Genomic DNA, 12,290 nt, shown 5'->3' with positions numbered 1-12,290 from the left:
ATCCCCCCTATAGAAGGCACCGATATATGTAGCTTATTCAATATCTATTTGTTACCTTTGCGGTGCTAATACTTGCTAAATAGACATATTTATATAGACCCCGTATGAATTCATTTTGGAAGACTTTCTTTGCGACACTGCTGGCCATCGTGGCGAGTGGTGTCATCTTCGTCTCTCTATCTATCATCGCTCTAATTGGTTTTGTCGCAGCTCTGAGCGTCGGAGCCAATAACGAAACTCAGAAGATCAAGGATGGGAGCATCCTCAAGATTGATCTCGCTAAGGTGTCCGATACATACGTATCCGACCCTTGGGCTGAGCTAGGCTTTGACAAGAGCAACGGGTGTCAAGACCTGCCTCTCTCCTATGTGCTTGAGGCTATTGACGAGGCTAAGAATAATGACCGCATCAAGGGTATCTATCTCAATATGATGGACCCAGGATGTGGCTTCGCTTCGGCTGAAGCCCTCAGAGGTGCGCTAGAGGACTTCAAGCAGACAGGCAAATTTATCGTATCCTACTCAGACTTTTACTCACTCAAGGGGTACTACCTCGCCTCCGTAGCGGATCAACTCTATGTCAATAAGGAGGGGTCTATCGCTTTCGATGGCTTGTCTGGCGGGGCTGTCTTCTTCAAGGACTTGCTGGACAAGATTGGCGTGGAGATGATGGTCTTTAAGGTGGGTACCTTCAAGAGTGCTGTAGAGCCTTACATGCTCAACAGTATGAGCGAGGCAAATCGCACCCAAATCTCCTCTTACCTTGGCGATATATGGGGTCGCATCCTAGGCGAAGTGGGTGCTAGCCGTGGGCTAGACAGCACACGCCTGCAGACTCTAGCGGACAGTATGCAGTCTGTCCGGTCAACCGACTCTTATCTAGCCAACAAACTCATCGATGGAGCACTTTATCAGGATCAAGCTCTAGAGCAGCTCTGCTCGCTCGTGGATGTAGATGAGCCAAATGACCTTTACTTCGTCTCGCTACGTGATGTGTATGCAGCCCGTGGCTCTGCCTCTAGCGGAGATGCTAATATAGGTGTCCTCTTTGCTGAGGGCGAGATCAATGTGGAGGAGGCTGACTCTCCATTTAACACCAAGAAGGTGGTCACTAGTGACCTTGCCGATCGTATCCTAGAGATGGGCGAAGATGACGACTATGATGCACTCGTGGTACGTGTCAATTCGCCAGGCGGTAGTAGCTATATCTCTGAGCAGCTCTGGTATGCCGTCCATAAGGCTAGCCAAAACAAACCAGTCATCATCTCTATGGGAGACTACGCCGCTTCAGGTGGATACTATATGTCTTCGGGCGCTAGCTACATATTTGCCGAGCCCTCGACCATTACGGGCTCTATCGGCATCTTTGGTGTCGTACCTAATGCGACCAAGCTGGCTAACAAGATCGGAGTACATCAAGATGTGGTCAAGACAGCTCGCTATGCTGACCTAGGCGCCCTAGACCGTCCATGGACGGAGGAGGAGCGAGGACTATTTCAGCAGTATGTCAATCGTGGCTACGAGCTCTTCCTCAAGCGTGTCTCCGAGGGTCGTGGTATGACAAGAGACCAGGTAGATTCAATAGCTCAGGGACGTGTATGGACTGGTGCTCAGGCACTGGGACTAGGACTCGTAGATGAGCTGGGCGGTCTACAAGATGCTATCGCTTATGCAGCTACACAGGCTGGATATGACAGCTATCATGTGACTTACGCAAGACGTGAGGTCAATGTAATCCAAGAGTTATTCAATAGATCGACGCAGAGCGTACGTATGAAGCTGATGAACTCTTGGTTTACCGAAGATGAGATTCGCTACATAGACCAGCTCCGTGAGCTACGAACTATGTCTGGGCTTCAGGCTCGTCTGCCTCTGGTAGTAGATCTCTAGTACCTCAGAGACAATACAAACTTTTTCTCCCCTCTTGACTCTCTCTCAGCATGGATCAGACACCCAAGGTCAATAGATGGCTATTGCCACTCTCCGCTCTTTACGGAGTGGGTGTGTCGCTACGCAATAGCCTTTACAATATGGGGCGTCTGAAGAGTCATTCGTTTCCCATACCCATCATCTGTGTCGGCAACCTTGCCGTAGGCGGTACAGGCAAGACTCCTATGATAGAGCACCTCGTCCGTATGCTTATGGGAGATCTGCGCATCGCTATCGTGTCACGAGGCTATAAGCGTAGATCTAGAGGACTAAAGGTCGCCGAACTAGGCGATAGCGCCAACCGCATAGGTGACGAGCCTGCTCAGATCCTGCGCAAGTTTGGCGACAAGGTACAGATTATCGTGGATGGCAATAGGGTGCGTGCGATAAACTATCTAGTCAGTCAGCCCTACTCGCAGCGTCCCGATGTGATTCTGATGGACGATGGCTTCCAGCATCGCTCCGTGCAGCCCTCGCTCTCCATCCTCTTGTCCAGCTACAATAGACTTATGACAGAGGATGCGCTGCTCCCTGCGGGTCGCCTTCGTGAATCAGCTCGTGGGCGCTATCGTGCCGATGTAGTAGTCGTGACCAAGTGTCCTACCCTACTCAAGCCGATAGACTGCACCTTTACGGAGCGTCGGTTAGACCTCTATCCGCATCAGAAGCTCCTTTTTAGCGAGGTAAAGTACGATAATCCTGTTCCCATCTTCCGAAGAGATACCCAGGCTATAAAGATTGACACCAATGCCGTCGTCATTGCCCTGTCGGGTATCTCCCACCCTGAGGAGTTCTTCGCCTATGTAGAGCGTGGTTTCTCCCGTGTGGTGACCCTACCCTATGCAGATCATCACCATTACTCTAGACGCAACGTGACCACATGGGAAAACATCCTAACAGACTATCAGGCGCGCGGTGTGGAGGTGGTCTTCCTCTGTACCGACAAGGATGCGGTCAAGATCTACGAGCTGGAGTCCTACATGAGCAGTGAGCTACGTGAGCGCTTCCTCCGCCTGCCTATACAGGTGCGCTTCAAGTCTCACGGCGAGGAGGATCTGCGCAAGCTTGTCTTGGAGCATATTGCGCAGTTTACACGTACACAGTCTCAAGAAGAGGAGCACAAGGAGGAAGAAGAAAAGGAATAATCTATGAATACACCTATCTCTGACTTAGGAGAGTTTGGACTGATCCGAAAGCTCACTGAGCAGTTTGCCATCATATCTCCCGACCGTGTCCGCATATCCGTCGGTGACGATGCTGCCATCTTGCAGATGAAGCCTGACGAAGAGCTGTTGGTCACGACCGATATGCTTCTCGAGGGCGTACACTTTGATATGACCTATATGCCACTCAAGCACCTAGGCTACAAAGCGGTTGTGGTCAACGTCTCTGACATCTGCGCCATGAATGGCATCCCCCAGCAGATCACAGTCTCTCTAGGCATCTCGGCAAGGTACACGACCGAGATGATAGAAGAGCTATACAAAGGTATCAAGCTGGCCTGCCAGCACTACCAGGTGGACCTCATCGGCGGAGATACGTGTGCCTCGCAAAACGGACTCGCCATAAGCATCACATGCCTAGGCTCCGTTACTAAGGGCGAAGCCGTCCTGCGCTCGGGAGCTCAACCTAACGACCTCATCTGCGTAACAGGCAATCTAGGCGCAGCCTATATGGGCTTCCAGCTCCTAGAGCGTGAGCACCGCACCTTCCTAAGCGCACCGACGGAGGAGTTTGAGCCACACTTTGAGGGTTACGAATACCTAATTGAGCGTCAGCTTATGCCCTCTGCGCAACGCTGGTTGCGTGGCAAGTTGGCTGAGCAGGGAGTCACCCCGACAGCGATGATAGACATCAGTGACGGACTAAGCTCCGAGCTGCTACACATAGCGGAGCAGTCGCAGGTAGGCATACGGGTCTTTGAGGATCGACTACCTCTAGACCGTGAGACGCTAGCGCTATGCGAGGAGATGAATATGTCACCCATCACGGCAGCCTTCAATGGAGGCGAGGATTACGAGCTTCTCTTCACCGTGCCACTAGCCCAGGTCGGTCAAGTCTCCGACATCGATGGCGTCTCCATCATAGGACATGTCACGGACGCCTCTGAGGGCTGTCGCTGGGTCTCGACTGATCGGGCCGAGCACGAACTCAAAGCTCAGGGGTGGAACGCCTTCGGTTAGTTAGCTAGTTGGCTGAGGTCTTGTAGTGAATGTTGTCGATGAGACGAACCTCGCCACAGTAGCAGACGATGCAGCCGACGGGGTCGCTGCTATCGCTCCACGACTCGAGGGGACGAAGCGTCTTGCCATCGACAATCTGATAGTACTCAGGACGCAGGAGCGGATGCTCTGCGAGACGTGAGACGACGAAGTCAACGACTTCTCGTGGCGAGTGCTCAGGGATGAGCGCTTGGCTGGCTACCAGCGTGTCATGGATGCGTGGCGCTACGTCACGCTGCTCGCTGGTGAGGAGGAGGTTGCGACTGCTCAGCGCTAGTCCGTCAGCCTCGCGGATGATGGGACAGCTGTGTATCTCTACGGGCAGAGCGAGCTGGCGAACCATCTCTCGTACGATGGCTATCTGCTGGAAGTCTTTTTCGCCAAAGAAAGCGCCATCGGGCTGCACGAGCATAAAGAGTTTGCTCACGATCTGCGCTACACCGTTGAAGTGCCCTGGACGATGCGCTCCCTCCATCGTCTCTCCGAGGAAGCCGAAGTCAAACTGACGTGTATCCGCCTCGGGATACATCTCCTCGACGGTGGGCAGGAAGGCGATATCTACCTGACCGTCACGAAGGCGTGCTAGATCCTCCTCTGGCTTGCGGGGATAGGTGCGCAGGTCTTCGGGATTGTTGAACTGCGTGGGATTGACAAATACCGACACGACGACGATGTCGTACTGCTTTCTAGCAGCAGCCACTAGACTCAGGTGTCCCGCATGCAGGGCACCCATCGTAGGCACTAGGCCGACACGGGCTGAGGGGTTCTCTTGGCGTAGCTTAGAGAGTTCTTGCTGTAATGCAGCAACCGTTGTGATGACTTTCATTTGTGTGTGATATGCTGAAAAGGGTGTGTATGATTTGATTTCAACTTATAGCTCTTGTCGGTAGAGCAGGCAGGCGTCGCCATAGCTGAGGAAGCGGTAGTGCGCATCAGCGAGGGCGTGCTCATAGAGCGTGCGCCAGTGGGGTCCGATGAGTGCCGAGACGAGTAGCAGGAGCGTGCTCTTCGGCTGGTGAAAGTTGGTCACCAGGATGTCTACCATCTGATACTGATAGCCTGGGGCAATGAGTAGCGCTGTGGAGAAAGTGAGCCGATCAAGCCCCTTGTAGTGCGCATAGCGGAGCAATATCTCCAGCGCCTCACGGCGTGACGGCAAGCTTGCACCACAGCTCTGACGCATTCGGTAGCTATACCACTGATCTAGGTGAAAGGGCTCTGCCACGTCCCTGCCCTCTTGCTCTGCTTGTTGCAACGCAACGGCAAACCAGTAGAGGCTCTCCAAGGTGCGTACAGAAGTTGTCCCAATGGGTACAAAGGGGCTGTCGATATGCTCTAGGAGCGTCTCCAGCGTTGCTGTCGGCACACTGCAATACTCGCTGTGCATCTGATGATCAGCGACCTGACGACCCTTGACGGGTAGGAAGGTGCCTGCACCGACATGGAGCGTTAGCTCGGTGATGCGGTGCCCCTCGGCTAGGAGCTGGTCATCTAGTTCTGGCGTGAAATGTAGTCCCGCTGTCGGCGCCGCCACGGAGCCCTCAATGCGAGCGTAGACGGTCTGATAGTCGGTGAGGTCGCTGCTCTCGGTCTCTCGATTGAGATAGGGAGGGATGGGTAGCTGACCGCACAGCTCTAGTATCTCGCCAAAGCTCTTGGTCTCATCGCTCCAGCTGAAGGTAACTACGTCTGGTGTGTCTGCCTCCCTATTCGCTTGTAGCGTGATAGCTTGTCCACCAGCTAATGGGAGTGTACAGGAGATAGTTTGCTCGGGGCGCCACTTCTTCGAGTTGCCCACGAGGCAGTGCCAGGAGCATGAGCCGAGCGAAGATAAGCTTTCCTCGTAGCTGACAGGTTTGTAGGGATCTAAGCAGAGTATCTCGATGCGGGCACCCGTTGCTTTGACAAAGAAGATGCGCGCCTTGATGACCCGCGTATTGTTACGAATGAGGAGCGCATGGGGCGGGAGTAGCTTTGGTAGCTCGGCAAAGGTGTGGTCCTCCAACCTCCCCGTAGCATCGCTCAGGAGGAGCCGGCACTGGTCACGCTCCGCCAGCGGATGCGCTGCGATACGCTCGTCAGGGAGCGGGTAGTCGTAGTCGTTGATGTCTATATCGACCCAGTGCTGCGTATGAGGCTTGTCACACATACTTTTGATCCTTTGATTAGCTCTGCAGTACTACTCAAGCGTCACGTAGCAAGCCTCCTGTAGCTTAGGCTCTACGATGACACGTTGCATCACGCCGTCACGCAGATAGTCGATGGTGACACCCGTGCGGGGTGCTGTCGTGATCCAGGGATTGAAGGCAAAGAGGTAGCTAAAGCCTCCGAAGTACTTATCCTTGTCCAGGAGCTTAGCAACTCGAGCGTAGTCTTCCGAGTCCCAATAGCGACAATTGGTTGGTCCATCTTTGATCGCAAAGGGATGGTCGTGCTGCGGTAGGACATGCTCTTCTTGACAAAGGCCAGATAACCCTTAGAAAGCTCATCGGCAGTGCCTAGAGGACGTCCATTGATGGCAACAATATTATCTCCAGCACGCAGCCCCGCCTCGGCAGCTGGTGAGTGTAGTGACAGCGAGTGAATAGTCGAAGTGTTATTTGCCTGATAGTTGATTCCCAGCGACAGATACCTATGAGTGGCGAAGCGAACGACGAGCGAATTGAAGTAGCGTGTGAAGGGGAACTGCAAGAGCATCACTGGCACCGTCAGAGCGGTGTAGTCGGTCAGCGTATAGTCGTCAGAGAGTAGCTCCTCGGCTTCGCTCGTCCATAGCATCTTGCGCTCATTGACACCACTATATATGGTGATGCCAAACTTTAGATAGAAGCGAGCCAGCGTCTTGTCGCTTCCCATCGGTAGGATCGGCAGTTCGACGAGCTTATGCGCCTTGGGGTCAATGCGTAGCGACGTTTGCACGGCAGAGCGACGAGCTTCGGTGGCGTCGTAGGCGCTGTTTTCGGAGATACTATAATAGGTGTCGATGAGGAGGTCAGGATTCTTCGGATCGTAGGTAAGCCCCTTGGCCTGCAGTGCCTCGGAGATCTGCTGCTCGATGAGGACGTCCCGATTGGTGTGCTGCTTGTTGGTGCGCACGAAGCCAAAGGTCTCATAGTTGATCAAGTCCGTCTTGCCCTCTGTGCCTGAGCTGATGGGGTAAGAGATCAATATATCGGACTCGTCCTCTAGGCTGTACATGCCAAAGGCACGAGCGATGTCCCGCTCCGTGAGCGCATCGGCAGGTTGAGCCGTCGGCTTGAGATGACGTACCACACGATGGTAAGCAAAGTTGGAAACAACTAGGAGTAAGTCGTCAGATACTTCTCCCTCGCCTTGCAACTCGCGGATCATCTCCTCCTCGGACATCTTAATAGTCTCGTGTCCATTGATCGCCTCGATGATGTCTCCCTCACGCAGTCCAGCTTGCGCTGCAGGACTATTGGGATAGACGGTTAGGATGACAGGGCGATTGGCTCCCCAGTTGTCGTTGTAGCTCATCTGGTACTCCAGTCCGACGTAAGCTTTCTGAGCTTGCACTGTCAGGGCAAAGGAGCAGAGTGCTAGGATGAGTAGCACGGTGGTGTGGTATAGTCGTTTCATTGTAGTCTGTTCTTTGAGTGTGATGGTGAAAAGATTTACTCCAGCTCCAAGTGGTAGAGCCGATTAATAACCTCGCAATAGGTCTGCCGTACGATCTCTTGCCGAGAGCCTGTGAGTTGCAAGCGCTCCGAGTGAACGCCCCGAGGTGTCGCTATAGCGATGCAGACAGTCCCGACGGGTGTCTCTGCCGTACCGCCAGCTGGCCCAGCCACGCCTGTGGTCGCTATGCCGATGGTGCTACGACAGGCTTGGCGCGCGCCACTAGCCATCGCCTCAGCAACCTCTCGGCTCACAACGCCATACTGCTCGATGGTGGCAGCTGGCACATGGGCTAGTCGCTCTTTGAGCTCTATCTGATAAGTCACAAGGGCTCCCTGGAACCAGTGCGAACTACCCGCATGCGACGTCAGCTGACTCGCTATATAGCCACCCGTACAGCTCTCGCAGGTCGAGACGCTCTCGTGCTGCTCTAGCCAATGCGCTATGAGACGCTGTAGCTGCTCTTCTGTCGTCTGAGGAGTGGGCATAAAGCGTGGGTTAAATCATTGTCTTGGCAAAGGGAACGGCATCTATCGATCCGTAGGCTCCTCGCTCATAGGCAAAGGTTCCCGCCATGGCAACCATAGCGGCATTGTCTGTCGTAAAGGCAAAGGGCGGTATGTAGACCTGCCAGCCGTATCGCTCGGCATAAGCGTGGTAAGCATCACGCAGACCCGTATTGGCCGAGACGCCACCAGCCACAGCGATGTGCTTGATGCCGGTCTCCTTGCTGGCGCGTAGTAGCTTGCTCATGAGGATGTCGATAACCGTCTTTTGGAGTGAGGCACAGAGATCCGCTTTGTTTTTCGCTACAAAGTCAGCATCCTTGGCAAGCTCATCACGTAGCGTATAGAGAAAAGAGGTCTTCAACCCGCTAAAGCTGTAGTCCAGCCCTGGTACCTGAGGCTTGCTAAAGTGAAAGCGCTCAGCGTCGCCCTCATTGGCGAGCTTATTGACGATCGGGCCACCAGGATAGCCGAGTCCCATCACCTTGGCGCACTTGTCAAAGGCTTCGCCAGCCGCATCGTCGATCGTCTGACCCAGTATGCGCATATCATCAGGCGCATTGACCTGTACGATCTGTGAGTTACCGCCCGAGACGAGTAGACAGAGATAGGGAAATGGGGGTGGCGTGTGTGGCTCCTCAGGCTTAGCGATGAAATGTGCGAGGACGTGAGCCTGCAAGTGATTGACCTCGACGAGTGGGATGTGGAGTGCTAAGCTCAGCCCCTTGGCAAAGTTGGTCCCGACGATGAGCGAACCGAGAAGCCCCGGACCACGTGTGTAGGCGATCGCATCAAGGTCGGCCAGCGTGACACCGGCACGCGCTACCGCCTGCTGTACGACAGGAACGATGTTCTGCAGATGGGCTCGTGACGCCAGCTCTGGCACCACGCCTCCATACTTGCTGTGTACCTCTTGACTTGCGATCACATTGCTACAGAGGAGCCCGCCCCGTAGCACAGCTGCCGAGGTATCGTCGCACGAGCTCTCGATACCTAAGATGAGAGAAGATGAAGATGTCATGATGCTGTGTCGTGAGATTAGTTAGCGAGCCTTGTCCTCAGCGCAGACTTTGTCGATATGCTTGAAGAACTTTGATCCGCCCTGCTCAAGGAAATAGTCTCGTCCCTCCAGCATTTCAACGAGCTGCATGAGCGCTCTATCCTCGGCCATGCGCATCAGCTCCCGCTCAGATTGGGTCTGGTCATCAATGCCCAAGAGGTGCAGGATGCCATGTATCATCACACGGTACAGCTCCTGCTTGAACGGCACGCCCAGCTCCTGCGCATTCGTCGCAACGGTGTCGATGCTGATGAGTATATCTCCATAGATTGCATCATCGCCCTCCTGCTCACTCTCTCGGGGGAAGGTGATGACATCTGTATAGTAATCATGCTGGAGAAATGCTCTATTTGCCTTCAGAATACCCTCATCGTCAGTGTACTGGAAGTTGATCTCCCCGACCGTCCGATTCATCTCGTCGCATACACGACGCATCCAACGGTTGGCGATCTGTCGCCTCACGGGTGGCATCAGCACTTCGTTGTCCGAATAGTAGTTAAATTGCATATCTCGTCTCTTAAATCTATCTGCATGCAGGCTTGGCTTGCAATCTTGTGAGGCTGTTGACTGTAACAGCCTCATATGGTATTGCAAAGGTAATGTTTTCTTTAGACTTATGGCTAGTTCCTATTTGGGACGGCTCAGGGGAAGCGACTAGCGCCAACAGCTTTTGCCAATGAATTCCGATTTCCTCGGAGGAATTTGCCCAAAAGCTCGCTGGGAAACGGCTATTTCCTCGGAAGAATGAAATAAAACTTCGGAAGAGTGAAATGAAAGTTCGGAAGAATGAAATGAAAGTTCGGAAGATTTTGCCGTTTGCTCTGTGGAGAATTTCATTTTCTCGGGAGCAAATCAGTATGCAGCCGATAGCGTCAAGAGAAAAGTGCAACTATAGACGAGTAAGCTCTAGAAAATCGTGAAGTGTAGTGCCCGAAGCGTTGACCCTCAGGGGCTCTCTCAGCACGCCAAACAAGGGAATGCTATAATTGAAGAAAGGCACCTGCCCCAGACGAGGAGCAGGTGCCTTTCTTGTTAGCTGTTGTACTATGTTTGGAGTAGTCTGTTCGCGTACTCTTAGAGTAGGCGGATCGAGGTAATCGTGTTTGAGGCGACCTCTGCTTGGGTACCCTGTACATTGCCACTACCCTTGAGTGCGACTGTACCGAATGTGTTCTTGATCATACCAGTCTTGCGGTCCAGGACGATGTTGTCTATGCCATTGCCCTCAATGACCAAGCCCTCAAAATTGGCGGTCGTCTTACCGTTGGCACGGAATGTATAGTCTGTATCAGATACAGCTATCAGCGTGACGACACCCTCATACTTTGTATTAGCATCTTCGCCAGAGAAGAGCGGACTATTGACTGCGAAGGACTCCCCCTGTGCTATCGGCTCTGCAGGGAAGAATGCTGGAACCATAGCCATAGTGAGGACACCCTTCTTGACGAAGTCATCTACCGCCTCACCCTCAGGTTCGCCTAGAGGCTTAAGCTTAGCGTCCACCCACTGAGTAACCTTCTGATTGACTATCTTACGTAGCTGATTGGTCATCTCGTCCTTAGCCTCTGAGTCGGTATCCACATTCATCTCTTGCCCCATAGAGCTAGAGGAAACTTGCATACGATCAATGCTGATCTCCATCAGGTAGTTTCCATCCTTGATGTCCTGTACCTTATAGGTATAGGTGATAGTTTGGGCTTGTTTCATCTCCATCTGCTGCCCCATCATAGAGATGGTCATAGGATTGTTGGCCGTCACCTGATAGGTGAAGGTCTGCCCCTTCTTGAGGTTCAGACGTAGGTCGTACTTCTCCTGAGCGAAGACAGAGGTCATCACTCCGAGGAGTAATAGGGTGGATAGAATGAGTTTCTTCATAGTTCTATTGTGGTTTGATTATACGTTGTTTACTTGACGTTGTGTAGGTCATGCCCCATACGCACCTTCTTGGTATGCAGGTAGTGGGCATTGTACTGATTAGGCTTGATCTCTAGAGGCACAGTCTCCATGACCTTCAGTCCGTAAGCCTCGAGGCCAACGCGCTTGACTGGATTATTGGTCATCAGGCGCATCTCGGTCACGCCAATAGCACGAAGTATCTGAGCTCCGACACCGTAGTCACGCTCGTCGACCTTGTGTCCGAGGTGCAGATTAGCATCGACCGTGTCGAGCCCCTCGTCTTGAAGCTTGTATGCCTTGATCTTGTCCATCAGACCGATGCCACGTCCCTCTTGGTTGAGGTAGACGATGACGCCCGCGCCCTCCTGCTCGATGATCTCCATAGCCTTGTGGAGCTGCTCTCCGCACTCGCAGCGCAGACTGCCGAAGATGTCGCCCGTAGCGCAACTGCTGTGCATACGTACGAGGGTCGGTTTATTGGTCGAAATATCACCCTTGATGAGGGCAATATGCTCTAGTCCGTTGCTCTTCTGGCGAAATGGTATGATGTCAAACATGCCCCACTCGGTCGGAAGCTTAGCCCTTACGCCCTCCTCGACGATGCAGTCCGTCTTGAGGCGGTAAGCGATGAGGTCCTCGATGGAGATGATCTTCATATTCCACTGCTTAGCGATCTCTACGAGCTGAGGAAGACGCGCCATCGTCCCATCCTCATTGATGATCTCGATGAGTGCGCCTACAGGCTGGAGACCAGCGAGACGCGCTAGGTCAATAGCTGCCTCTGTGTGGCCAGCACGACGTAGCACGCCACGATTGCGCGCCCGCAGCGGGTTGACGTGACCAGGACGAGCTAGGTCTGTGGGCTTGGTATTGGGATCTGCTAGCGCTTTGATGGTCATGGCACGATCATACATGGAGACACCCGTCGTACAGCCGTGGCCGATGAGGTCGACCGTCACGGTAAAGGGAGTCTCGTGTAGCGACGTATTCTCATGCACCTGCATATTAAGCTCAAGCTGGGCTGCACGGTCCTCAGTGA

The 12,290-nt window shown here is 53.4% G+C and carries 11 protein-coding genes; 3 read left to right on the top strand and 8 right to left on the bottom strand.

Annotation, left to right across the window (positions count from 1 at the left end):
- Positions 1-104: 104 nt before the first annotated feature.
- Genes sppA through thiL form a run of 3 tightly spaced genes read left to right on the top strand, consistent with a single transcriptional unit; the run spans position 105 to position 4,111 of the window.
- On the top strand, positions 105-1,889 hold the full coding sequence (sppA, locus tag Q0X57_RS04865; protein ID WP_297728460.1) for a signal peptide peptidase SppA: 1,785 nt from the start codon (positions 105-107) through the stop codon (positions 1,887-1,889).
- 50 nt (positions 1,890-1,939) lie between these two features.
- On the top strand, positions 1,940-3,073 hold the full coding sequence (lpxK, locus tag Q0X57_RS04860; RefSeq protein ID WP_297728458.1) for a tetraacyldisaccharide 4'-kinase: 1,134 nt from the start codon (positions 1,940-1,942) through the stop codon (positions 3,071-3,073).
- 3 nt (positions 3,074-3,076) lie between these two features.
- Positions 3,077-4,111, top strand: coding sequence for a thiamine-phosphate kinase (gene thiL, locus Q0X57_RS04855; protein ID WP_297728455.1), 1,035 nt, complete (start codon positions 3,077-3,079; stop codon positions 4,109-4,111).
- Positions 4,112-4,115: 4 nt separating this feature from the next.
- Here thiL and panC read toward each other — a convergent pair whose 3' ends face one another.
- The 8 genes from panC to ribA form a co-directional block, all read right to left on the bottom strand.
- Positions 4,116-4,976, bottom strand: coding sequence for a pantoate--beta-alanine ligase (panC, locus tag Q0X57_RS04850; RefSeq protein ID WP_297728452.1), 861 nt, complete (start codon positions 4,974-4,976; stop codon positions 4,116-4,118).
- Positions 4,977-5,021: 45 nt separating this feature from the next.
- Positions 5,022-6,299, bottom strand: a complete 1,278-nt coding sequence (locus Q0X57_RS04845) for an S-adenosylmethionine:tRNA ribosyltransferase-isomerase (RefSeq protein ID WP_297728449.1) — start codon at positions 6,297-6,299, stop codon at positions 5,022-5,024.
- An 89-nt stretch (positions 6,300-6,388) separates the two neighbouring features.
- Positions 6,389-7,750 carry a PDZ domain-containing protein gene (locus tag Q0X57_RS04840; protein WP_297728446.1) on the bottom strand — a complete coding sequence of 454 codons (1,362 nt, stop codon included), beginning with the start codon at positions 7,748-7,750 and terminating at the stop codon, positions 6,389-6,391.
- Between the two features lie 35 nt (positions 7,751-7,785).
- On the bottom strand, positions 7,786-8,277 hold the full coding sequence (locus Q0X57_RS04835) for a CinA family protein (RefSeq protein ID WP_297728443.1): 492 nt from the start codon (positions 8,275-8,277) through the stop codon (positions 7,786-7,788).
- Positions 8,278-8,287: 10 nt separating this feature from the next.
- A complete protein-coding gene (gene tsaD / locus Q0X57_RS04830) occupies positions 8,288-9,316 on the bottom strand; it encodes a tRNA (adenosine(37)-N6)-threonylcarbamoyltransferase complex transferase subunit TsaD (protein WP_297728440.1) in 1,029 nt (342 codons plus the stop codon).
- Between the two features lie 21 nt (positions 9,317-9,337).
- Positions 9,338-9,862 (bottom strand): rRNA maturation RNase YbeY, encoded by a 525-nt coding sequence (ybeY, locus tag Q0X57_RS04825; RefSeq protein WP_297728438.1) that lies wholly within the window; start codon positions 9,860-9,862, stop codon positions 9,338-9,340.
- 567 nt (positions 9,863-10,429) lie between these two features.
- Positions 10,430-11,230, bottom strand: coding sequence for a hypothetical protein (locus Q0X57_RS04820; RefSeq protein ID WP_297728436.1), 801 nt, complete (start codon positions 11,228-11,230; stop codon positions 10,430-10,432).
- A gap of 29 nt (positions 11,231-11,259) precedes the next feature.
- The coding region (gene ribA, locus Q0X57_RS04815; protein ID WP_297728435.1) for a GTP cyclohydrolase II at positions 11,260-12,290 on the bottom strand (1,031 nt) is incomplete at its 5' end.

This window comes from uncultured Porphyromonas sp. (assembly GCF_947254915.1).
Lineage (GTDB): Bacteria > Bacteroidota > Bacteroidia > Bacteroidales > Porphyromonadaceae > Porphyromonas.
This window is presented reverse-complemented; position numbering and strand designations above follow the sequence as displayed.

Bases quoted from the DNA above. Each gene is read 5' to 3' on its own strand.
- ybeY (WP_297728438.1), bottom strand. From the start codon at position 9,862: ATGCAATTTAACTACTATTCGGACAACGAAGTGCTGATGCCACCCGTG.
- tsaD (WP_297728440.1), bottom strand. From the start codon at position 9,316: ATGACATCTTCATCTTCTCTCATCTTAGGTATCGAGAGCTCGTGCGAC.
- thiL (WP_297728455.1), top strand. From the start codon at position 3,077: ATGAATACACCTATCTCTGACTTAGGAGAGTTTGGACTGATCCGAAAG.
- sppA (WP_297728460.1), top strand. From the start codon at position 105: ATGAATTCATTTTGGAAGACTTTCTTTGCGACACTGCTGGCCATCGTG.
- Q0X57_RS04820 (WP_297728436.1), bottom strand. From the start codon at position 11,230: ATGAAGAAACTCATTCTATCCACCCTATTACTCCTCGGAGTGATGACC.
- Q0X57_RS04840 (WP_297728446.1), bottom strand. From the start codon at position 7,750: ATGAAACGACTATACCACACCACCGTGCTACTCATCCTAGCACTCTGC.
- Q0X57_RS04845 (WP_297728449.1), bottom strand. From the start codon at position 6,299: ATGTGTGACAAGCCTCATACGCAGCACTGGGTCGATATAGACATCAAC.
- lpxK (WP_297728458.1), top strand. From the start codon at position 1,940: ATGGATCAGACACCCAAGGTCAATAGATGGCTATTGCCACTCTCCGCT.
- Q0X57_RS04835 (WP_297728443.1), bottom strand. From the start codon at position 8,277: ATGCCCACTCCTCAGACGACAGAAGAGCAGCTACAGCGTCTCATAGCG.
- panC (WP_297728452.1), bottom strand. From the start codon at position 4,976: ATGAAAGTCATCACAACGGTTGCTGCATTACAGCAAGAACTCTCTAAG.